Origin of the sequence: Streptomyces sp. NPDC059371 (assembly GCF_042751995.1) — a bacterium.
In the GTDB taxonomy this organism is placed as follows: Bacteria; Actinomycetota; Actinomycetes; order Streptomycetales; family Streptomycetaceae; genus Streptomyces.
In genome coordinates this window covers 79,297-101,710 of record NZ_JBHYXD010000025.1, presented here as the reverse complement: position 1 = coordinate 101,710, position 22,414 = coordinate 79,297, and the positions used below count along the sequence as shown (strand labels likewise).

Sequence of the window (22,414 nt, the reverse complement as noted above, 5' to 3'; positions counted from 1 at the left end):
GCACCCCCCGCGCCCCCCCCCCCCCGCTTTGGCGCCGGGCCCGGCCGGGGCGCGGTGGTGTGAGAGCGGGGTCTCGGCCGAGCGCGGGGCCGGCGGTGGGTCAGATGTCCCGGATCAGATGGATCTGGAGATGGGCCGGCACCTCCTTGTCGATCCTGACCAGGAATTTCTTGAACTCCGCCGCCCGGTGCCTGCGGTGCAGTGCGCTGATCACCTCGCCGGTGGCGATATCGAACGCGGCGAACAAGGTGGTCAGACCGTTGCGCACATAGTCATGGGTCCGGCGCTCGGGCATGCCGGGCATCATCGGCAGCACCGGCTGCGAGCGATCCAGGGCCTGGATCTGGGACTTCTCGTCCACCGACAACACCACCGCACCTTTGGGCGGGTTGAAATACAGCCCCACCACGTCGTAGACCTTCTCCACGAACAGCGGGTCCGTCGACAACTTGAACGTGTCGCTCAGGTGTGGCTTGAGCTGGAACCTGCGCCAGATCCGGCCCACGGCCGACTTCGACAGGCCACTGCGGTCGGCCACGGACGCACGAGACCAGTGAGTGGCGTTCTTCGGAATCTCCTCCAGCGTGCTGACCACCACCGCCTCCACCTGATCAACACTGATGGTGGGCGGCCGGCCCGGCCTCGGTTCGTCCACCAGCCCGTCCAGCCGGGCGGCCAGAAACCGGCGACGCCACTTGCGGACCGTGTCCGCCACGATGCCCAATTCCCGCGCCACCACGACAATCGGTGGCCTATCAACACCGTCACATGCCAACACGATGCGGGCGCGCAAGGCCACTGCCTGCGCAGATGACGCCCTGCGGGCCCAACGCTCCAACACCACACGCTCATCAGGAGACAACAACAACGGTTCCAACTTCGGACCGCGACGTGGCACCGGAACATCCGCAGAAGCACTCATAGACGAATTAACGACGAATCTCTGGCGCGGGACAGCCCTTAGCACGAGAGAAACGCCCATAGGGGCCTGACTGCGCGCTCCGGGACTCAACCGACGCTGAATACCGCATCACGCTCGGCACACTGAGCGTCGCCGAAGACATAGGCCAATTCGCGCGCGATGCCAGACTGTTCATCCGCGAGTGTCCACTAGTGAGGCAATCGGGCCAGCCCTGCCAAGGCTGCCGCGTCCCGAGGCCGCAACGGCACCTGCGACGCCGTGGTGCACGACTTCATGTACCAGGACGAAACAAACATCCCGGCGCTGGCCCGAGCCCGGACCAGGGGGGCGCGCCTCGAGTCGCCTGCTGCCTGATCGCCCACCGACCACTCGGCTTATTGTGTCGGCCTTGTTAGGGTGCGTTCCGCAGAACCGAAGTGCAGGTACCGGTCACAGGCGTCAACGCTCGGCTGCGGGCTTGGATTTGAAGCCGCGGTCGATGGTCCGGACGGAGGGCACGCGAACTGTCGTCCAACCGCTCACGGTGCGCAGTTGGACAAGCGGCGGAGGACGGCATGAGCCTCTCGGATAGTGGTCGGGCACTGTGGAGCCTGGTGTATCCGGCGCGTCGGCGCATTGTTGGACGCGGTGGGGTGCGACTACAGTCCGAAGCGCTTGCCGGGACCATTGTGCAGCATTGATCTTTCGTTTCTGAGCCGCCACTTCATCACTTTTCGTGAACGCTTCCGGAGAGTGCTTCTGGATTTCGTGCCGGAGGAGATCCAGTTCCGGGTGCCAGGGTCTAAACTCGCCTGCCGAGGTGGGGTGACCTTCGCGTGCAATACGATTGTGCGGCCATTTCATTCACCCCTCCTCGCAGACCGCGAGAAAACATGGGCTCCGTGCTGCAAATTTCATTTTCTCGGTATATTCAGCAGATATCGCCGACGCGCTATTTACGGCTGAATATCCTTACGTGGACTCAGATTTAGGCTGTCCTGTGACCGGCTTGGACACCCTTGCCTGCATTCATGGGACCGTGTCAGTGTTCTTGCGCAAGGTAAATATTCACCGAACGAATGGAGGGGCTATGTCTCCCACCGTTGCGGTCCTTGAAGAGAAACTCGACATATCGGTCGAGGACCTCATGGAGGCGCTGAGCGACGAGGCCAAGGCCGAGGAACTCATTGCCGCTCAGGGCTGGACTCGGGAAGACCTGCTTGAGCGGGCCGAGGCCCTTACGCGGTCACTCTCTGCGGACATCTCGACGCTCAACATGGTCTGAAGGGGCATCTAGGTCCTTCTGCGGACTGTGATGCACCTGGCCTTCGCGGAGGCACGTTTCGTGTTTCCGCGAAGGCGGCCTCAAGGGCACCCGCATCAGACTGTGCGGTACGGGCACAGGCCCGTCTCAAGCCCCGATGGATCTGCGCTGAAGAGGAGAACTGACGCTCATGTCACTCTTGAAAACCGAACCGGCGGTTGGGCTGCCGAGGGTCCGAGAAGCCTTTCACCGGTACATCGGATCCGTTCTCGGATTCACATTGAGCGGCGTGACACTCCAGAACAGCCGGGGCGAGACGCTGCAACCGTCCGCCTACCGCTTGCGGTGCCGCGACCCGCATTCTGCGCCTGCCTACGGACTCGGGGAGAGCGTGCCCCTTACCGGGCTGCATCGCGTGCCCGAGGATCTGATCGGCGAATCGTTGACGGCACTGCTGGACCTGACCATCCCCGAGAATGCCAAGGTGCCTCTCTTCGCGGCCGAGTGGGTCACTGTCGACGGTGCCACTGGCGGATCCTGGGACCACGCCCCGGATCTCTCCGGCGACTTCGCCTTTTCGTACCCCTTGCCGCCGGCGGAGGAAAAGGACGGTCAGCGCAGTTATCTTGTCTCGCTTCTGGAGATCGTCCTGGACGAGGTCGATCTCCTGGTGGACGGTGAATTCGTCAACCCGTCGGCGCTATTGACCGGATCTGGCTATTTCCCCCTCAGGGTGCGGCCCCTGGCGCAGCCTCACCCGCTGGCTGAGCGTACCGAGAACGCCAAGACGGCCATCAGGAGGCAGCCGCTCTTCTCCGTGTCACAGACCGAGCCCACCATTCCGATCCTGGCCAGACATTGGTCGCTTCTCGCGCCGCTGCTGCGTATCTCCAAGAACGGCGAGCACACGGAGCCGGAGGGCTTCCGCCTGCGCCGCACCGGGGACTGGGTCGTGCCGTCCCATGGGCATCCGTCAGAGGTCTACGAGCACCTGGCCCGCGTATGCAACGTGGCGTGTTCCTTCTGCTACCTCTTCGGCAATCCGGACACGCTGGCCATCGCACGGGCGAAGAAGAGCATCGCCCGCGACGAACTCGACACGCGTATCGCCTACTACAGGCCGCAGGAACGTCGGGCCCTGTTCTCCGCCCAGTGGGAACTGAACGAGTTCCTCGTCGACCCTCGGCTGCCGGAGGTGATGAAGACCCTTCGGGAGACGACGGATCGTCCCTTCTTCTTCACCACGAACGGAAATCCGCTGACGCCACGCATCGTGGAGCAGTTGGCGGAGGTCAAGCCGGTCCACTTCGTGGTGTCGACAAACACGGTCGACGAGCCATTGCGACAGGAGGTGATGAAGGAGCGGCCCAACCGCACCTGGACGGCGCTGCACTGTCTGCAAGAACTGCGCAAGCATGAGATCCCCTTCGGCGTGAGCTTGGTCGCGACGCCCGATTTTCCGTTGGAGGACCTGACCCGGACGATCGAGACCGTCTCGGAGCTCGACCCCAATTTCATCCGGGTCAACGAGCCGGGCTTCACCCGCGACCACCCTTCCCCAATGGATTTCGATACGGACATCCTTTGGGGCAGCGTCATCGAATGGGCACAGTCCATGCGGGAGAAGACCCACGTGCCGATCATCGCGATTCCCAGCGCCTACGAGGAGAACTTCTTCTACGACGACCCGCTGGCGGCCCGCGTCATCGGCACCATCCCCGGCTCGCCCGCAGCCGCATGTGGGCTGCGGCCCGGAGATGTCATCGTCGGCGTCGGCTACCTGCGCCCCACCACGAGGTCGGAGGTGGTGAGCTCCCTGATGCTGGTCAAAGGGTTGGTCAAGCTGCGTATTCGGCGGGCCGGCCAGTCACTGGACCTGACGCTGGACACCGAGCTTCCGCCGACGTATCCCTACACGGGTCCCTACATCGGAAAGTACCTCGTGCCGCACGGCGTGGTGACGGCTCCCTCGATCAGCAGCGGCGACGCTCGCGGGATCGCCCAGCAGATCGAGGATGTCGGGTCGCGGTACAGCTGGCTCGTGACCTCATCGCTCATGCTCCCCGCCGCTCGGGCCTTCATCGAGCGCTCTGTCGCCGACCATGCCGACTGCATCGACTTCGTCGTCGCCACCAACGACTATCTCGGAGGCAACATCAGGGTCATGGACATGTGCACGGTGGGTGACATCCATGCGGCACTCGTCCGGCACCAGGAGAAAACGGGGCGTACACCTGACCTCATACTCGTGCCCGCTACCGGATTCAACGCACACGGCCGGGATCTCGTCGGCAGGCACTGGGGCGACCTCGAACGCGCTTGGAATATCCCGGTGCGCCTGCTCGGCCACACGACCCAGTTCGTCTTCTGATGGGGGCCTCCATGGGCAAGACCGTTCTCGTGAGGCCGCCGGTCGACGTCCTGCACAAGTTCAGCAAGCCGGTTGAGTGTCTGGGTATCGCCTACTGCGCGGGTGCGCTGCGACACCACGGCGTCGACGTCACGATGCTCGACGGCATGCTCTACGACTGGAGCGAGGAGGAGACCGTACGCCGCATTCTGGACGAGCAGCCAGACGTCGTCGGCTTCACGGTCATCCTCAACCATTTCCCCGAGCGGACCGCGCGCGTGTGTCTGATGCTGCGCGAAGCCGGATACGGGGGCCACATCGTCGTCGGTGGGCACGCCGCGTCCTTCATCCCGCGCCGCATCCTGGACGCCAACCCCGCCGTCGACGCAGTGGTGGCGGGTGAGGGAGAGGGGCCCATCGTCGGTTACGCGCAGGCGGTCCGGAACGGCGACGACCCCCGTACGGTTCCTGGTGTGTACGCCCGGTGGGACGACGGCGTCCGGTGGAAGCCCGCGCCGCGCGTACACAACCTCGATACTCTCGCACCGCCGGCTCGCGACCTCACGCAGGAGATCATCGACCTCGACGGGCTCGTCTGTGTCTCCACCAGCAGGGGCTGCTACGCGCGCTGCACTTTCTGCAGCATTCCGCGTTTCTACGGCCTCGAACGCGACCGGCCGCTGGCCAACGGAGGATGGCTGGCGCGGTCGGTCGCACACACAGTGGCGGAGATCGCCGCCCTCCACGAACGCTTCGGGCTAATCGAACTCCTCGTCGTCGACGACGAGTTCTTCGGCGGTACAGAAGCCGGACACGAACGTGCCCTCATGATCGGACAAGAACTGGAGGAGCTGAAGCTGCCTGTCGGCTTCGCCATGTCCTGCCGAGCCGAGAATGTGGACGAACGGGTACTGACCGCACTGGCCCGCGGCGGTCTCAAGCACGTCTTCGTCGGTCTGGAGACAGGCGACGACGAGACGCTGCGCCTGTATGGCAAGGGCCAATCAGTACGCCAGAACCTTGAAGCGGTACGCGTCATCAAATCCCTCGGACTGTCATTCCAGCCGGGTTTCATGATGTTCAACCACCGGACCACCCTGACCGAGGTGGGAGCGAACCTGGACTTCCTCCGGAGCATCGACGAACTGAAACCGGTCACCGTGAACAGTGCCGTCGATCCGCACTTCGGGACACCGCTCAACCGGGTCATCGAACACGACGGCGCGCTGCGCGACCACGGAGCCACACTGTCGTCCGAGTACCTGGATCCCCGGACGGCCATCGCCAAGCGAGTCACCGAGCTGACGGCAGCTCGCTTCGCACCGTTCATGGAGGTCATCGCCGGACTGCAGTCATCAGTCACCTATGAGTGGCGCCGCACGGTGCCGGGCCGCAGGCCCGAAGTGAAGCGGTCGATCGACCGCTTCGAAGAGCTGTGCAACGAGACGTTCGTCCGCGTCGTCGAGCAGGCCGTCGAGGACCTGTCCGGGGCCGACGCGCCGACGGCGGCGGAGGCCATCGCGGACACCAACCGCAGACTGGACGAGGCCCAGTCCCGGATGACGCTGGCCAGGGCGCTGCTGCTCGCCGGCGTGGCCAAGGCCGAGGGGTCGGTCCGCTACTACACGCAGAACGACCTCATCACGATGGGTCAGGAACGGCACCAGAAGGCGACGGTATGAACGCGATCGCAACACTCCTCGACCGCGTCGACGCAGGCAGGCCGCTGCTGCCGCAGATGGAGGCGGCCCTGGGGGCGGACATCGACTGGCGTGCCGCGACAGCCGAGCACACGGCGTCCCTCGGCGTCGAGGATCTGGTCCGTCTGGCCCGGCACGACGGTGAGACGCCGGACGTCGATCCCCGCGTTCTGACCGTGGCCGAACGCGACGGCGTGGGGCTCGTCCGGATCAACCTGTTCAGCCGGGAGCGGTTCGACAGACTCTGGCGCGGCGGCACTCTCAGCCCGCACTACCACCGGCGCTCCTTCGCCACACGCATCATCAAGGGCTCGTACCACCATCTACGGTTCGACAACGCCGGATCCCAGGACACACCCCGGCTCACCTGCACCTCAAGGGAAGTGCTGAGAGAGGGATCGGGTTACGGGATCGAATGGCGGGACTACCACTTCGTGATGTTCCCCTCCGACGGCACGGTGACGATCAACGCGCATCTCCCGCCTGCGGTACCCGCGAAGGTGACTGGGCTGCCGCTGTCCGTCCGGACGCTGACCCAGTTGCGTGATGACCTTCTGGGCGCGCTCGCCGCCGAGCCGACGGTGCCGGCCTGATGCCTGCGCGGACGGTGTCCGACAGCCTTGTCCTCGGCACCTGGGGCCTCTCGGGCCGGGGACGTCTCCCCATCGACCGTTCCTATGGTGAAGTCGCCGACGACGTGGCCTACGAGACGATGGACCGGGCGTGGGAAGCGGGCCTGAGGATCATCGACACGGCCCCGGGCTACGGCGCCGGCGAGGGTCTGCGGAGGGTGGGCCAGTGGCAGCGCACCCGTGGGCGGTGGTGGCGCAACGTCGCCAAACCCGGTCGGCCACTCACCGGGCGGGGGCCGGTGAGCGACCTGAGCCTTCCGGGGCTGGTCGCCGAGATCGAGTACGGTGCGGCGTTCGCGGGACGTCCGGGCTACATCCTGGTGAAGGACCCCGACATCCGCTCCTTCAGCGACGGTTCCCTGGCTGAGACGCTCCGCTCGCTGGAGAACCGGTTCCCTGCTGCCACGGTGGGGGTGGCCAGCCATTTCCCGGAGACCCTGGCCGAGTTCGCGGAGCGCTGCCATCCGCCCGGCGCACGGATCGCCCAGATCGAACTCAACGCGGTGAACCACCGCGTCGCCTGCCCGGCGGCCGGACGCCTGGACGCGCGGGGCTGGGAGGTGTGGGCGATGCAGCCGCTGGCCTATGGCTTCCTGGCTCACCCCGACTTCGTGCCGATACCAGGAACGGACTGGAGATCCCACCTCCCGGCCGAAACCCAGGCTGTCATGCGGGCCGCCGCGCGCGGCTTCGCGCGCGCCGTGCACTCGGTGCGGGAGCCGGGGTCCCCGCCCACAGCGAGGACGACTGCGCCGGCGGCCTGGGCGATCGCGTTCTGTCTCAGCGTTCCGTCCGTCAAGCGCATCGTCATCGGTCCTAAGAACGCCGCTCAGTTGGAGGCGGCACTTCATGCCGTGGACCTGGTCTCGAAACCAGACCTGGCGGAACGCCTTCGTACCTGGGCGACGGGTGCGCCGAATGGCAGCGCCGGTTCGGAGAGCTGATCCAGATCGACAAGGAGCGTCATCCATTGCATGCGTACCAGCGGAGTTGGGAGAAGGACGGGTTCTTCCTGATTCCCGAGCTCTTGGGGAAAGAAGAACTGGTAGATGTTCTGGCAGAGTTGGGTGGTATATACCCTTCGGGTGCAGAGTATGCGGCAACACGGAAGGAGTCCCGCCCGCGCACCCCGTCAAGAGCGCCGCATGAATCTCAAGGGCGTCGCAAACTATTCACGCAAAATCCGGAGCAGTTCGCGGGACAGATCGACTTCCCTTGGGCCGGGCAGACACTCAACCGGCTGACCGTCCATCCTCGGATAACGGAAGTCGCCGCCACTCTGCTCGGTTCTCGCGACCTGCGCCTTTACCAAGCCCAGTTGTGGGCGAAATACACAGGTGCGACGGATTACGAACAACCCCATCATCTCGACTACTCTTCGCATACGTTGCTGGTGCCCAAGAAGAAGTCTCGCCCTCGACAAGTCGAGATGTTCCTGTACTTGACGGATGTGACGGAGGGGTGTGCGCCAACACGTCTCGTACCGAGGGGCCTCACCCGGGAAATGCCCCCCGTGCCCTATCGCGTGTGGCGAGGTACTCATCCGGAGCTGTACAAGGCGGAGGTCTCCTTTCCCGGCCGAGCGGGCAGCCTCCTCGTCTATGCGCCGGATATCTGGCATCGAGCGGTGAATATGACAGAGCCCGAGGGTGAACGGATCTGGATGAACCTCTCCTACAAGGTGGCTGGTACCGACTGGCTCGGGCTGCAGAGTTTCCAACGCATCGCCATGGTGCCGTCCTGGCAGCGCTTTGTCGCCGGCTCCACACCGCCTGAGCTCGAACTCTTCGGTTTCCCGCCGCCCGGCCATGAAGCCTACGACGAGGACGTCATTGAGGGCTTGAGCCGTCGATACCCGGGACTGGACATCAGCCCATGGCATGCCGCGTTGAACGCCTGAGAGCCACGAGGTCCGGCGTCTGGACACGGTCTCCCTTGATTGGATAGGACGCCTTCTCTAAGCTTCAAGCATGCCTGCAATCGAAGCAGTTGACCTATGTCGGACTTACATTTCCAGGAATGGTCTACTGCGGCCCCGTCGACATTCCGTCGATGCCGTTCGAGGAGTCTCCCTGGAGGTTGCGAACGGCGAGCTTTTCGGGTTGCTCGGTCCAAACGGTGCTGGCAAGACGACCACGATCAAAATGCTCAACACCCTGCTTCTGCCCACTTCCGGAACGGCTCGTGTACTCGGATACGACGTCACCCGGGATCCTGTCGCGGTACGACGCAGGATCGGCTATGTATTCGGCGGTGACAGAGGTCTTTACGACCGACTGTCCGCCCTGGACAACCTGCGCTACTTCGCCGAGATCTACCATGTTGATCCGCGTGAACAACGCAGCCGTATCGCCGAGCTCCTGGAAGTCGTCGGACTCACCGGTCGAGAGAACGAGCGTGTCGAAGAGTTCTCGCGAGGGATGCGCCAACGCCTTCACATCGCCCGGGGCCTGCTTCACCGGCCCGATGTTCTGTTTCTGGACGAGCCCTCCATCGGCGTGGACCCGGTTGCCGCGCGCGATCTGCGGCGCACCATTCTGGCGCTCAAGGAAAGCGGGACCACTGTGTTGCTGACGACGCATTACATGGCCGAGGCCGACGAACTCTGCGACCGGATGGCAGTGATTGCCGCAGGCACCATCCAAGCGGTCGGCACGCCGGCGGAACTCAAGGCGGGAGTGACGGACCGGAACATACTGGAAGTCGAGGCGTACGGTGCGGGCGAGAACCACCTGACGAGGATCCGCCGATTGCCCGGCGTACGGGCGGTACAGGTGGAGGATCGCGGCACGGCCCAGACCATCGTGGTGCAGAGCCGTCAGGGCACCGATCAGCACGGCGCCGTGCTGGCGGCGCTCGACGGACTTCGGATCGGCCGCGTCACTGACCGGGAACCGAGCCTCGAGGACGCGTACGTGGCCATCGTGGAGGGCGTCGCGGACTCCGCCGGCACGACGGAGGAGCGCGTGGCCGTGCCGAGCGGCCGCCAAGCAGGACACGGGAGTTGACGTGAGCGTCCCGGCACGACGGATACCCCGCTTGCTCGCTGTCGGGGTACGGACACACGTCACCTACATGTCGCGCTCGGCGCTCGAAGTGGCCTTCGCCGTCCTGTTGCCGATCGTCTACGCCACCCTCGCCACCTACCTCTTCCGGGCCAGTGGCCACCCCGAGCGTCTCCTGGAAGCCGCTGTGGGAGCAGGACTGATGGGCATCTGGACCTCGGTACTCTTCGGGTCCGGCGCCGCAGTGCAGAATCAGCGCTGGTTGGGCACCCTGGAAATGCTTGTGGCCGCACCTACGCCGCTGGCCTTGATCCTTCTGCCGGTCACCGTGGCAACCGCGATCATCGGTACTTATGCCATGGCGGCGACAGTGCTGTGGGGGGTGCTGCTGTTTTCGGTTCCGCTGGATTTCGCCCATCCCGTTCTGCTCCTTGTGGCACTGCCGGGATGCGTGTTGTCGATGGGCATGATGGGACTTCTGCTGGCAAGCACCTTCGTGCTGCTCCGCCACGCGCACGCGTTGACGAACGCCCTTGAGGCGCCGGTCTGGCTGCTATCGGGGGTTCTGACCCCCATGAGCGTGCTTCCGGGGTGGACGGCTCCGATTTCGATGATCCTTCCGACCACTTGGGGAGCCAGGGCGTTGAGGGCCGCGACGTCAGGGGGAGATGTGCTCGGTCCGCTCACCGCTGGTCTCGGACTCGGGGTGCTGTACACCGCAGTGGCCGTCGCTGTGCTCGGCCTGGTCGAGCGGCGGGCGCGTCAGGCCGCCACGCTGGCACTCAGCTGAAGGAGCTCCCACGTTGCGTGCGTTCATCAATTCCGTCCGTCTGCTGGTAATCGGCGGGGCCATCTCCTACCGGGCGTTGTTTGTAGGCGCGACGCCGTCGATGTTCGTCGGCACACTGCTGGCCGGTCCGCTGCTGCAGCTGCTCTTCTTCGTCTACCTGGGGCGCCAGCTGGGAGTGGCCGACGACACTTTCTACCTTCTGGGCAACGCTGTACTCGCTGTCTCCAACGCCTGTGTCCTCGGAGGCACCATGGCGGTGGCGAACGAGCGACGCTACGGAACTCTGGGAGTCGTGCTGCTGAGCCCGCGCAGCCGAGTCCTCCTCTGGATCGGGCGTGCCCTGCCCTACGCCGCCAACGGTCTGTTCGTCACCGTCTTCGTACTCACCGGCGGAGCGCTGCTGCTGGGACTGAGTATCCCGCTGGGCGCCGTTCCCGGCCTCTTGCTCGCATTGACGTCCGCCGCCCTGTCGGGCTCGGCATTCGGCCTGGTCCTGGGGGCCCTCGGGCTTCGCTTCCGAGACGTGTTCATTGTGTCGAACGTCGCTGCTGCGGTGCTCTTGTTGGTCACGGGCGCCAACATTCCTCGCGATGTCCTGCCGGCCTGGATGGTCATCGTGGGCGATGTGCTTCCTCTCACGCACGCGGCCGCCGCGGCACGCGCCTTCGTCACCGACACAGGCTTGGGGAAGGCCGAGGGCCTGCGGGAGGTCGCTGCGGAGTGCGCGGTCGCGCTCGGCCATCTTCTGATCGCGGTATTGCTACTGCGCTACTTCGAACGCGAGAGCCGTGCTCGCGCCACGCTGGACACGATGTAGAAATCCCTGGAAAAGAAAGAAGAAATAAGGTGATCCCATGATTATCGGTGACCTGACTTCTGGGCGTGTCGGTATTTCCGCCCTGACGGTGGATTGCGAGAGTCAAGACCTTGTCCAAGAGGTCACGAAAAGGGTCAAGGAATTCGGCGTGGCCGTGGTGCCGGGCTGGTTGGCCGGGGATGAGCTGAGCGACCTCCAGGACGAATTCGAGGGCGCCTTCGCCGCCGCCAAGGGAACTGAGCTGGAGACCCTGACACCCGAGGGCAAGGACATATCCCAGCGCTACGGCCAGAGCCGCACCGGGCTGCACCTCAAGTACAACCACGGGGACGAACTCAAGCAGGCCCTACCCCGGACCCACGAGATATTCACCCAGGATTGGATGGCCTCCGTGGCGTCCTCTTATCTGGGCCTGCCGTGCACTCTCAACCGGCACCTCATCCTGACGGACGATTTCAAGCCGGACAAGGAGATCACGTGGTACCACTTCGACGAGATCGGCGCGCTCAAATTCTTGGTGTACCTGGATGACGTGGATCGCGACAACGGTCCCTTCCAGGCGATCCCCGGCACTACTTCGGCGACCAGTCGCCTCCGGGAGAGCGAGTGGTTGACGTTCGACGACTTCAGGAAGATCCGGATCGACGTCTTCAACCAGCACTCCGAGGAGCTCTTCCACACGCTCTACGGACAGTACAAGTCCTTCCTCCTTTCCCGTGCCCTCACCTTCCAGGCGCCCACCGGTTCGCTGCTCGTCTTCGACACCGACACCATCCATCGGGCCGGCCCTCTAGCCGAGGGCCGACGGCGCCGGGTCGTCCGCGGCAGCTCCTACCGGGGGTACTGGCCGTGATCCGTAGGGTTCACAAGAGGGCCGGGTGACGAGACGATGCGCACCTCCTCCTCGATCGCCGATCTGTCACCCCTGTGGTCGGCTGCCACGCAGCGGGCGGCCTCGTTGTTCTGTACGCCGCAGTGGTTGGAATGCAATGAACCGACGGACACCAGCGGCCTGCACTACGCCGTCACCTCCGACAATGACGGTGCGTTGGCAGTGCGGCGTCTGGAACGCGGCGGGTTCCCGGCAAACGACCCGCTTGCCTTCCTCGGCACCGAACCTCCCGCCGATTCCGTCGACCGGCAACGGGTATCGACGCTCCTTGGCGCTGTACGACCCCTTCTGGCCGACCTGGCGCCCACGGCTGCGGCGATCCTTCCCGGCGCCTATGCGCCTGGGATCGTCGCCTCAGACACGGCACCGGTCGTCTCGTCCCTGATCGATGAACTGGAGAGGACGGCGGAGTGCTGGGGCTGTCCGACGAGTGCCGTCATGCATGTCCCAGCATCCGCCTGCCGACTGCGCGAGACGCTTGAGGGGCGGGGCTACGTCGGCGTCACTTCGCTGGCCCAGTCAGTGCTGCCCGTACAAGGAGACTCGTTCGACGACTGCCTCACCCGGCTTCCCAGAAAGCGCCGGACGAACGTGCGCCGGGAGCGGCGCACGTTCGCCGAGAGCGACATGGCGGTGAGACGAGCCGACATCGGGGAGTTCTCGACGGAGCATGCGGCGCTGCACGCCCGGCAGTTGCGTCGCTACGGCCATGACATGAACGCCGATCAGCTGGTCGAGCTGATTCGGCGCAGTGCCCGGTTCTTCGGGGACTGGGCGGTGTTCCTGGTCGCAGAACGCGGACAGCGTGTCGAGGCATTCAGCCTCAGCTATGCGTTCGGAGGCCAGCTACACCCCAAGATGTCTGGATTCTCGGAGTACGCGGACAAGTACTTCGCCTACTTCAATCTGAACTACTACGAGCTCATCGAGGTCGCGCAGGCGGCGGGATTCCGGGAACTGGTGCTCGGCCCGGGCACGTACGAGGCCAAGTTGTACCGAGGCTGCGTTGTCGAACCACGCACGACATACGTACGGGTGACACATCCCGGCGCTGGACAGATCGTCTCCGAACTGGCCGGCATCGCCGACCGGACCGGCAGAGCCGCCCTGGACCGGATCATCTCAACGGCCGCTTGCTGAGGCCGGGCCGTCCATTCCACCCCCTGCAGAAGGTGAAGAACTCCATGCCCACTACACGGCGCACTGTCGTCTTCGTCGGGTTCTCCGGCGACTGGACCCGTTTCCTCGGTCGGATGGACCCGGACGAGCTCATCATCTTCATCGAGGAACCCGACGTTGTCCGCAAGCGCAAGGTACGCGACCAGCTCGCCTCCCTCGACTGCACCTGGCAGCTGATTGAGTGGGAGCACCAGCGCCCCGGGAGCGCGGATGCGTTCCTCGCGGAGTTCGGCGACCTGCGTGCCGTGGCGGTGGTACCGGCGCTGGAGTACGCCGTGCCGTTCGCTGCCCGGCTCGCCGAACGCTACGGATTGCCGGGAGCGGGGCTGGGAGCGGCGCTTGTCCTTCGGGACAAGAGCGCACTCCGAAGGGTGTCGGCGGCGGCCGGCGTTGCCAACCCGGTGTCATGGGAGGTTCGCACCCTCGACGAGGTGCGGAGCTTCGTCACGGAACACGGTCTGCCTGCCATCCTCAAGCCCGCCAACCTCCAGGCATCCATAGGCACCTACGTTCTGACCTCCGAGTCCGAAATACCCGCCGCATGGGAGCAGGTCCAGAACCATTCGGACGGCAGTGACTTCCTGCCCGATCGGCCGACTCCGTCACGCATGCTGATGGAGACTTTCGTCAGCGGAACCGAGTTCAGCGTGGAGCTGTTGGTGAGCGACGGGGAGTGCCTGTTCGGCAACGTTACGGGGAAGCAGCTCTTTCCCGGCCCGTATCCTGTGGAATCCGGGCATACCGTCCCCGCGGACATTCCCGGCGACACCCGCGCCCGACTCCTTCTCGACACTCAACGGCTGGTCGACGCGCTGGGTTTCCGCACGGGGTTCATCCACGCAGAGTGGATCGTGTCGGACGGTGTCCCCCACCTCGTGGAGGCCGCGGGTCGGCTGGCGGGCGACATGATCATGCCGTTGATCAACCACGCGTACGAGACGGACATGATCGCCGCCTTCCTCGACGTGATGCGAGGTGCTCCGGTCTCGGTTCCGCTGCCGAACCAGCCCCGTTTGCGCACTGCGGTTCAGTTCGTCGCCGTGGACGCGGGTGTCATCGAGGAAGTCGCCGGTGTCGAGGAGGCCCGTGCGGTCGACGGTGTGATGGAAGCGTTCATTTTCGCCGCGCAGGGGGATGAGGTGCGCGAGCTGCGCAACTCCTTCAACCGCGTGGCCTTCGCCTCAGCGGCCGCGGCCACTACCGGCGAGGCAGTGGACGCCGTACAGGCAGCGACGGATCGCATGGTCATCAAGACCGTGCCTGTGAAAACAGTGTGAGACGCGAGGTCGGACTACGGGGGAGGAGATTTCGTCGCGCGCCTCGCGGGCGCTTCTCGTTCGTGTCCAACAGTACGGCGCCGCAAGGCTGTTCGGCGGAGTGGGGGAGGAACGGTACGACTAGGCTTGTCCGTCATGAAGTCCAATGGATCCGAGCCTGCCGGGGCGAAGGCGTTCTACGTCACCACCCCCATTTATTACGTCAACGACGCTCCTCACCTGGGTCACGCCTATACAACCGTCGCAGGTGACGTGCTGGCCCGCTGGCACCGTCAGCGCGGCGAGCAGGTGTGGTATCTCACTGGCACGGACGAGCACGGTCAGAAGATCATGCGCACCGCGAACGCGAACGGGGTCTCCCCGCAGGAATGGTGCGACAGGCTCGTGGAGGGGGCTTGGAAGCCGCTCTGGGAGCACCTCGAGATCGCGAACGACGACTTCATCCGCACGACGCAGAAGCGGCACACGGACCGCGTCCAGGAGTTCGTCCAGGATCTCTACGACAAGGGGGAGATCTACCAGGGCGGCTACGAAGGCCCGTACTGCGTGGGTTGCGAGGAGTACAAGCTTCCCGGTGACCTGATCGACGGCCAGGGCGAGTACGAGGGGCAGAAGGTCTGCCCGATCCACAAGAAGCCGGTGGAGATCCTCAAGGAGGAGAACTACTTCTTCAAGCTGAGCGAGTACGGGGACAAGCTGCTCGCCCACTACGAGGCCAATCCCGGCTTCATCCAGCCCGAGTCCGCGCGCAACGAGGTGCTGAACTTCGTCCGCCAGGGCCTGCAGGACCTGTCGATCTCCCGGTCGACCTTCGACTGGGGCATCCCGATTCCCTGGGACGACAAGCACGTCATCTACGTCTGGGTCGACGCGCTGCTCAACTACGCCACGGCGGTCGGCTACAACGAGAACCCGGAGAAGTTCGAGTCGACGTTCCCGGCTGACGTCCACCTGGTCGGCAAGGACATCCTCCGCTTCCACGCAATCATCTGGCCTGCGATGCTGATGGCCAACGGTTTGCCGCTGCCCGGCAGGATCGCCGCGAACGGCTGGTTGATGGTCGGCGGCGAGAAGATGAGCAAATCGAACTTGACGGGCATCAAGCCCCAGGATCTGACCTCACACTTCGGCGTCGACGCGTACCGCTGGTACTTCCTGCGCGCCATCGCCTTCGGCCAGGATGGCTCCTTCTCCTGGGAGGACTTCACGGCCCGCTACACGAGCGAGCTGGCGAACGACTACGGCAACCTTGCGTCCCGCGTGGCTGCCATGGTCGGCAAGTACTTCGAAGGCTCCCTGCCGGAAGCATCGACGGCGGGCGAGGCCGAGAAGGCGGTTCAGAACGGTCTGGCCACGACGGTCGCCGAGGCCGACCGGAGGATCGGCGAGGAGCTGGACTTCCAGGGCGGCATCCTGACGATCTTCGACTTCATCAAGCAGGTCAACGGCTACATCACGGAGCAGGAGCCGTGGAAAGTCGCCAAGGACACCTCCAAGGAGGGTCAGGCACGCCTGGCGACGATCCTGTACACCGCTGCGGAGTCGCTCCGGGCGGTCGCGGTGCTCCTGCACCCGATCATGCCGGACACCTCCGAGAAGCTCTGGGATTCCCTGGGGGCCGAGACGTCCCTGGGTGCCCTCGCCGATCAGACAGTCCAGGAGACTGGAACTTGGGGCAGGCTGCCCGCCGGCTCCACGGTCACGAAGGGCGCGGTCCTCTTCCCCCGCCTGGAGGAGCCGGCAAAGGCGTGAGACCGGTTGGGTGTCCGCCGTCGTCAACGGCGGACACCCGCGTACGAAGACACCCCATGTGCAGGTACTGCATGCCCCGTTTACACGCCACCGCTGAGGTCGCGTAGCTCCTCTGCCAGGAGTTGCCAGCTACGCGAGTAGCCTTGCGCAAGTTTTGCCATGGCAGTCATGCAATGCGGGGGCAAGCTGGCAGCGATGCTCTCCCTGTTCCTGGCAAATGCGGCGCTGGCATCGAGCAGGCGGAGCATGGACCGTCCGACATCGTTCAGACGCAGGGAAGGGTCTCGTCGCAGCATCTCCAGAACGGTCCCGAGTTCGGCGACAGGAACGCTGCCTGACGGGGAAGGAGACGCCGCCGACCGGCGCGCTGGGCGCCGCTGCTCGGACGGGCGCCGCAGGGGGAGACCTTCGTGCAAGGTCGGACTCTCTCCGCGCGCCAGACGGTCTCGCACGTCGGCGACGGTGGTGGGGGAGATTCCGACTTCCTTTGCTATCTGCCGCAGTGAGCTCGTGGGGTTCTGCATGAGGAACTCGGCTGCCAGCATGCGTCCCTGTGAGGCGTCCAGCGGGCGCGTGCGACCGTCACGACCCACTCGTTTGCCTCCCATCGCGTCGCTGAAGAGGTCGCGACGGATGTCCGCGGTCTTCTTCGGTGACAGGCCGGCTATTGATGCGACTGACCTGTCGGACCAGTCCGGATGACGCGTGAGAATGCGCAACGCTGCCGTCGTACGCTCTTCGAGTGAAAGCGGCAGACCGTGGGCGACGTTCAGGGCCACGGCCAGCAACTGGCTGTCTTCTGCACTGCCTTCGAAGTAGCGAACATCAATGTGCGTCCGCCCCCGCATCTGTGCGGCTAGAAGACGGTGGATTCCATCAATCACCGTCATCGAGTCGTGGTGCACGAGGATGGGTGGCAAAGGCCCGTCGAACTCGGCGAGTGTGCGCGTGTAGTCAGGGCTTTCGATGGTGCTGCGCGGTGACCCGGCGATCGTGAGCTCCTGCAGCGCTACGGTCTCGACCGGGGCCATCTGCAGCGTGTCGCGGAGCCTGAGCAGGTAGTCGGAGTCGTACTGTGGGGATGACGCTGTCATGGCAGACCCTCGAAGTCGGCTCGGATCCGGCTTCCTACTGCCATCCCGAGTCGCTGTTCGGGGAAGCCGAGGGGCCGACGGTCTGCCATCCCGAGTCCGCCTCGATCGATCGCGGGGGCATCGGTGCGGAGACGCTGAGCAGGCTCGCCCCGCTGACGCCGAGCACCCCTGCGACGGCCACCGCTGCTCCCAGAAGCTTGATGCGACGCATCTCTGTCTCTCCCCAAGGCATTTGATTTTCACTGACGGGGCCGGCCGGTGACTGAAGTCTTGCGGTCCGTCAGCGGAGGAGAGAAGAGGTTCCCGGGCGAGCAAAGCGGCCATGGCCGCCTGAGGACAGACCTGGTGCCGGTGATCTCGTTCGCCGGTATGCCGCCTATCCGTCGAAAACCATGATGAGAGGTACCTCGGCGCAGACCAAATCCCAGTTATCAAGCCATGGTTCAGAGACCACGGCATGCCGCCAAACCTGCCGCGCGGACGTCTCTGCCTGATCCAACGTGGCCTCCCGAATGTAGAGACCGATGACGGGGTGGGGCCGAGCCAAAGGATGGACGACCACGTGCACGACCCCAGGGTGCGTCGTGCCGCCGGTGATCGCTGCCGCGCTGAGCGTGGGCAGGAGCATGTCGGGGTCACGGGGTGCGAGGTGAATGTGGACTAGATAGGTCATTTTGGCCATCAGGGATATGGGAGGCGACTGGCAGAAATTTGGCAGATTCGTGAAAATTTGCACGTCTGGTGAGCTCTAAATAGCTCCTAAAATAATTTCTGCTAGGAGTGGACAATTCTCTCTTTGTGGAGCAGATCACCCAAAGTCCCTTGGATATGCTTGCCGTAGCAGCTGATGGCGAGTGGAGCGAAGCGTCCGGGGGACTCATGCTCAATCGACTAGGAATTAATTCAGCCGCAGAAGCGGTGTATCGAGTCATGCTGGCTCACCCGCAGGAGGATGCCGTTGATTGGGCAGCCCGCCTGGACATGCCTGAGTCGGCTCTACGTGACGCGCTTGACCAACTGAGCGAGCGCGCGCTCGTTCGCCCTTCGGCAGAGGGCCAGAGCCGGGTGCGCGCAGTCAATCCCCTGCTCGGACTGGAGGCATTGCTGGCGCGACAACAAGCCGAACTGGCGACGCAACAGCAAAGGGTCGAGGCGAGTAGAGCCACCATTGCGGAGGCGATCGCCAGGTACGGGCAGGAATATGCCGTCGGCTCTGGCGGCGGTATTCAGTACATCGAAGGCGTCGATGCCATCAGGGAGCATCTTGAATTACTCAACAGAAAAGTCCGGGATGAGTTCTTGACGTTCGCGCCTGGGGGAGCCCAGACCACTGCCAACATGGTTGCATCCCGCCCGCTCAATCGTCGACTGCTCGAGCGGGGGGTCAGGATGAGAACGGTCTACCTCGACAGTATCCGACGTGATCCGCCGACCCTGGCGCACGCGGAGTGGCTCGAAAGCCTAGGTGCGCAGATCCGTACGGCTCCCACGTTGCCCAATCGCGTCATCATCATCGATCGGCGGACTGCTCTGGTCGCAGCGGATAGCGGGAACACGGGAACCGGAGCCGTTGCCATCGAGAATTCCGGGACGGTTACCCTTATGTGCGCGCTCTTCGAGAGTGTATGGCAGTCGGCGGAACCGTTGGGCGCTCGCCCGAGGCCGGGTCCCGACGGGCTCACGAAACAGCAGGGCGAGGTTTTGCGCTTGATGGCGCGAGGGAGCACCGACGAGGCGATAGCGAAAAGCCTCGGCGTTTCGGCACGCACGGTGCGCAGGATCGCTGCCGGACTCCTCGATCACCTCGACGCGCGGAGTCGCTTCCAGGCCGGTGCCCATGCTGTTCAACGTGGGTATCTCCCCGCCGTGCCGGAGTGACGGGGTTTCCGTCGTTCAACTGCTCATGGTGTGCGGTTGGACGGTAGTCAGCCGTCGATCAGGGCTGGTTCGGAACTCTCCCATTCACTTGCTGGAAGCATGGTTGTCTGTCAGCATCAGCCCTGGGGGACTGGAAACCTCTTTCCGGATTCTTCATTCAATTTCTCATTTGAAATAACTGAGAAAGTTTGCCTCGCTGCAGCGAGGGAATGGCGTCTTCACTGAGGCGAGGATATGATCATCGGAGAACGCTCTTCTGGGCGCGTCGGTATCTCGGACCTGACAATCGGTGGTGCGAGTGACGACTTGGCAGAGGAAATCGTCGGAATGGTGAAGAGTTTCGGTGTAGCCTTTGTGCCGGGATGGCTTACGGGTGGTGCGCTGGCCTCGCTGCAGGAAGAGTTCGACGGAGCCTTTGCCGCTGTAGCAGGTCATGAAATCGAGCCGCTCACATCCACCGGAAAGGATATATCCAAACGCTACGGTCAAACACGTACTGGCCTGCATCTTAAATATCATCACGGGGAAGACCTGGGGAAGGTGCTTCCACGGGCGTGCGAGATCTTCACGCAGGAGTGGATGGCATCCGTCGCGGCGCTCTATCTCGGCAAGCCCTGCACATTGAACCGACATCTCGTTCTCTGCGATGACTTCAAACCGAATGATGAGATTATGCCATATCATTACGATGAGATGGGCACGCTCAAATTTCTCGTGTATTTGGACGACGTCGACAGAGAGAACGGCGCATTTCACGCGATTCCCGGAACCACGCAGAGCACCCGCCGACTGAGGGAGAGGGACTGGCTGAGGTTGGACGATGTCGAGAAGATTCGGGTCGATGTCTTCGACTCGCTTTCCCAGGACACTTTCTATGCGGCCTACGGGCAGCGCAAGTCATTCCTTCTTTCCCGTGCCATTGCATTTGAGGCACCCGCAGGCTCTCTGCTCGTCTTTGACACCGACACCGTTCATCGAGCTGGCACCCTCGTTGAAGGAAGGAGACGCAGAGTCGTCCGGAGCAGTTCTTACCGGGGCTACTGGCCGTGACCCATCGCAACGAGTTCGCGCGCCATCCTCGCCACCGAGCCCCTGGCCGAGGCGGAACAGCGGCCGCGGGGTCTGCGGTCTGAAGAACCGGCCTGCTGGCGACGTCAGGCGGGTGCCCACCCCGCCTCACCTCGTCGCCGAGCTCCACGAACACCTGGCCACCGTCTCGCGGGTGACGTGGCGTCATGTCCGTTGTGCGGCAAAGGAGCTCCGGAGAGCAGAGCAGGCACGGTGCTGGTGATCATGTGGTTGTCGAGACCCATGAGAACCGAGCGAGACCGTGCCTGCCCGAACATCATCGCCCATCCCTTCCGTGCTGGATCAACTGGGCTCCCAGACTGATTCCCTCACCTCAAGCGATGTCGCTGACCTGCGGCGTTTCCTGATCCTGGTCACCGATCCCCGCGATGCGCTGGGACTGCGGTATCCGGCGGTCGCGTTGCTGTGCGCGGCCCTCTCGGCCGTGCTGACCGGGGCCCGCTCGCTCATCGCGATCAGCGAATGGATCACGGATGCCCCGCAGTATGCGCTGGGTGTCCTTGGCTTCGCGGCCGATCCACTGACCGGTCCGACGTCGTAGCGGGGGGCCCGGTGTTTGTTCTTGGCGCCGGGTGGCCGTCCGGGGCCGGTTCTTCGGGGTTTCGGGGTAGTCCAGCCCAGGGTCTGTTTCGCGAAGCGGAAGGTGTGCTCCAGGTCGAAGCGGCGGAGAGATGCCTGCCAGAAACGGTCCACGTCGTCCGGGGTGGCGCTGGTTTTGGAGGACCATAACCACACCGGCGGGGCATCCCGGTCCTTCGACAGGTGCTCGACCTTCAGCCGAATCAACGTGCCCTCGACCAGGGGCAGTTCGCCGTCGTGGTCGAGCCAGGAGGAGCGGTGGGTGAGCCTGGGGTGCACCCGGTCCCACGCGTGGGTTTCGGCCTTGCCGTAGTTGCTGGTGTCAGTGACCGTGGTGATCGCGGGCTCGGGCCAGGTCTCCGGCTTGGTGAAGCGGAATTCCGGGCCGTGCTTGGGCGGCCGGCCGTTGACGCCGTGCATCCTCGGCGGCTTCGGCAGGCGCATGACGCGGTCGGAGCGGACCCTGCCGACCATCTCGACCAGCAGGTCCCGCAGGTCCCAGGTCAGACGGGTGACGTCGTAGCCGGCGTCGCTGACGATCACGATGGCCGGGTCCCCGGCTTGCCACTGGCCTGCGGCGACGAGCCCGTTCAACGACTCCTCGGAGCTGGGCGGCGGTGACCGCGGTCGCATCGTCCGCCGGGCCGAGCCGAACCGTGTCCAAGATCGCGGTCCAAGAGGTGGCGCCCGGCTCCAGCACGGCCACGAAGGAGTAGGGCCAGCCCGGAATGAACTGCGATGCTGTCTTCGCGCGGCCGTAGACGTGGCAAAACAGCCGCTCTGCTGAACATGGCGCATCCGAGCGGAGCCATGGCGACACCTGGAACTGGCCGTAGCGGTGTAGTGCGATTGATGCGCGTGCGCGGCGAGGACTGAACTCCGGATCTCAGGAGCGCCAGTGGCACCGTCGGTGCGGACATTGCGAGGCCCCTTCGGCGAGCACTCTCCGTGAAGACTGACGGATGCTCAGATATCTCTGATGCGTCGTCACCAATTTAAGATCATCTTGCACGCGCGTTGCACAAGGTGATGAAAAACGGCGATGATCAATGGAAGATCCCGCAAGTGTGTAACAGCAGGTCAGCAGGCATTTAGGAGTGTGGGGGGGGGGGGGGGGGGGCGCGGGGGGGGGCGGGCGGCCCCCCCCCGCCCCCCGCAACGAGGGGGAGCGGGGCCGCGGGCGCGGAGAGAGAGACGCGAGACGGCAGAGAGCAG

19 protein-coding genes and 2 pseudogenes are annotated in these 22,414 nt (G+C 64.4%); 16 read left to right on the top strand and 5 right to left on the bottom strand.

Features of this window, described 5'->3' with window-relative positions:
* Nucleotides 1-106 precede the first annotated feature (106 nt).
* Nucleotides 107-922 (bottom strand): annotated as a pseudogene (locus tag ACFXGX_RS17190) (IS630 family transposase); the annotation flags it as partial.
* 1,069 nt (nucleotides 923-1,991) lie between these two features.
* Between ACFXGX_RS17190 and ACFXGX_RS17185 the strand changes: the two are divergent.
* From ACFXGX_RS17185 to metG, 13 genes are all read left to right on the top strand, one after another.
* A complete protein-coding gene (locus ACFXGX_RS17185) occupies nucleotides 1,992-2,186 on the top strand; it encodes a hypothetical protein (protein WP_351121347.1) in 195 nt (64 codons plus the stop codon).
* A gap of 268 nt (nucleotides 2,187-2,454) precedes the next feature.
* Nucleotides 2,455-4,536 carry a radical SAM protein gene (locus ACFXGX_RS17180; RefSeq protein ID WP_384791157.1) on the top strand — a complete coding sequence of 694 codons (2,082 nt, stop codon included), beginning with the start codon at nucleotides 2,455-2,457 and terminating at the stop codon, nucleotides 4,534-4,536.
* 11 nt (nucleotides 4,537-4,547) lie between these two features.
* On the top strand, nucleotides 4,548-6,197 hold the full coding sequence (locus ACFXGX_RS17175) for a B12-binding domain-containing radical SAM protein (RefSeq protein WP_384791154.1): 1,650 nt from the start codon (nucleotides 4,548-4,550) through the stop codon (nucleotides 6,195-6,197).
* Nucleotides 6,194-6,808, top strand: a complete 615-nt coding sequence (locus tag ACFXGX_RS17170) for a hypothetical protein (RefSeq protein WP_384791151.1) — start codon at nucleotides 6,194-6,196, stop codon at nucleotides 6,806-6,808. The genes ACFXGX_RS17175 and ACFXGX_RS17170 overlap by 4 nt, the downstream gene beginning before the upstream one ends.
* Nucleotides 6,808-7,791: an aldo/keto reductase gene (locus ACFXGX_RS17165; protein WP_384791148.1), complete on the top strand. Its 984-nt coding sequence runs from the start codon at nucleotides 6,808-6,810 to the stop codon at nucleotides 7,789-7,791. Before ACFXGX_RS17170 ends, ACFXGX_RS17165 begins: the two co-directional genes overlap by 1 nt.
* A 26-nt stretch (nucleotides 7,792-7,817) precedes the next feature.
* On the top strand, nucleotides 7,818-8,747 hold the full coding sequence (locus tag ACFXGX_RS17160; protein ID WP_351121339.1) for a phytanoyl-CoA dioxygenase family protein: 930 nt from the start codon (nucleotides 7,818-7,820) through the stop codon (nucleotides 8,745-8,747).
* Nucleotides 8,748-8,817: 70 nt separating this feature from the next.
* Complete coding sequence (locus ACFXGX_RS17155; RefSeq protein ID WP_384791143.1) at nucleotides 8,818-9,855, top strand: ATP-binding cassette domain-containing protein; 1,038 nt, start codon at nucleotides 8,818-8,820, stop codon at nucleotides 9,853-9,855.
* A gap of 1 nt (nucleotide 9,856) precedes the next feature.
* Nucleotides 9,857-10,642 carry an ABC transporter permease gene (locus tag ACFXGX_RS17150; protein WP_351121336.1) on the top strand — a complete coding sequence of 262 codons (786 nt, stop codon included), beginning with the start codon at nucleotides 9,857-9,859 and terminating at the stop codon, nucleotides 10,640-10,642.
* A gap of 13 nt (nucleotides 10,643-10,655) precedes the next feature.
* Entirely contained in the window at nucleotides 10,656-11,459 is an 804-nt protein-coding gene (locus ACFXGX_RS17145; protein WP_351121334.1) for an ABC transporter permease, read from the top strand.
* 148 nt (nucleotides 11,460-11,607) lie between these two features.
* Nucleotides 11,608-12,312: a phytanoyl-CoA dioxygenase family protein gene (locus ACFXGX_RS17140; RefSeq protein WP_384791139.1), complete on the top strand. Its 705-nt coding sequence runs from the start codon at nucleotides 11,608-11,610 to the stop codon at nucleotides 12,310-12,312.
* Between the two features lie 36 nt (nucleotides 12,313-12,348).
* Nucleotides 12,349-13,491, top strand: coding sequence for a GNAT family N-acetyltransferase (locus ACFXGX_RS17135; protein ID WP_384791136.1), 1,143 nt, complete (start codon nucleotides 12,349-12,351; stop codon nucleotides 13,489-13,491).
* A 44-nt stretch (nucleotides 13,492-13,535) separates the two neighbouring features.
* Nucleotides 13,536-14,807 carry an ATP-grasp domain-containing protein gene (locus ACFXGX_RS17130; protein WP_384791133.1) on the top strand — a complete coding sequence of 424 codons (1,272 nt, stop codon included), beginning with the start codon at nucleotides 13,536-13,538 and terminating at the stop codon, nucleotides 14,805-14,807.
* A gap of 135 nt (nucleotides 14,808-14,942) precedes the next feature.
* Nucleotides 14,943-16,559, top strand: a complete 1,617-nt coding sequence (gene metG, locus ACFXGX_RS17125; RefSeq protein ID WP_384791130.1) for a methionine--tRNA ligase — start codon at nucleotides 14,943-14,945, stop codon at nucleotides 16,557-16,559.
* 80 nt (nucleotides 16,560-16,639) lie between these two features.
* Here the strand turns inward: metG and ACFXGX_RS17120 are convergent, their stop codons facing one another.
* The 3 genes from ACFXGX_RS17120 to ACFXGX_RS17110 all read right to left on the bottom strand — a co-directional run bounded on the left by ACFXGX_RS17120 (nucleotide 16,640) and on the right by ACFXGX_RS17110 (nucleotide 18,335).
* The gene (locus ACFXGX_RS17120) at nucleotides 16,640-17,653 is read right to left on the bottom strand and encodes a winged helix-turn-helix transcriptional regulator (protein ID WP_384791127.1); all 1,014 of its coding nucleotides are present in this window, start codon (nucleotides 17,651-17,653) and stop codon (nucleotides 16,640-16,642) included.
* 34 nt (nucleotides 17,654-17,687) lie between these two features.
* Nucleotides 17,688-17,864, bottom strand: coding sequence for a hypothetical protein (locus tag ACFXGX_RS17115; protein ID WP_351121322.1), 177 nt, complete (start codon nucleotides 17,862-17,864; stop codon nucleotides 17,688-17,690).
* Between the two features lie 165 nt (nucleotides 17,865-18,029).
* A complete protein-coding gene (locus tag ACFXGX_RS17110) occupies nucleotides 18,030-18,335 on the bottom strand; it encodes a hypothetical protein (protein WP_384791124.1) in 306 nt (101 codons plus the stop codon).
* A 98-nt stretch (nucleotides 18,336-18,433) separates the two neighbouring features.
* Here ACFXGX_RS17110 and ACFXGX_RS17105 point away from each other — a divergent pair, with 98 nt between their 5' ends.
* From ACFXGX_RS17105 to ACFXGX_RS17095, 3 genes are all read left to right on the top strand, one after another.
* The gene (locus ACFXGX_RS17105) at nucleotides 18,434-19,531 is read left to right on the top strand and encodes a LuxR C-terminal-related transcriptional regulator (RefSeq protein ID WP_384791121.1); all 1,098 of its coding nucleotides are present in this window, start codon (nucleotides 18,434-18,436) and stop codon (nucleotides 19,529-19,531) included.
* A gap of 234 nt (nucleotides 19,532-19,765) precedes the next feature.
* Nucleotides 19,766-20,581, top strand: coding sequence for a phytanoyl-CoA dioxygenase family protein (locus ACFXGX_RS17100; protein WP_384791118.1), 816 nt, complete (start codon nucleotides 19,766-19,768; stop codon nucleotides 20,579-20,581).
* A gap of 280 nt (nucleotides 20,582-20,861) precedes the next feature.
* A complete protein-coding gene (locus ACFXGX_RS17095; protein WP_384791176.1) occupies nucleotides 20,862-21,161 on the top strand; it encodes a transposase family protein in 300 nt (99 codons plus the stop codon).
* Here ACFXGX_RS17095 and ACFXGX_RS17090 read toward each other — a convergent pair.
* Nucleotides 21,149-22,019: pseudogene (locus tag ACFXGX_RS17090) on the bottom strand (transposase); the annotation flags it as partial. The gene ACFXGX_RS17095 and the pseudogene ACFXGX_RS17090 overlap by 13 nt on opposite strands.
* Nucleotides 22,020-22,414 lie beyond the last annotated feature (395 nt).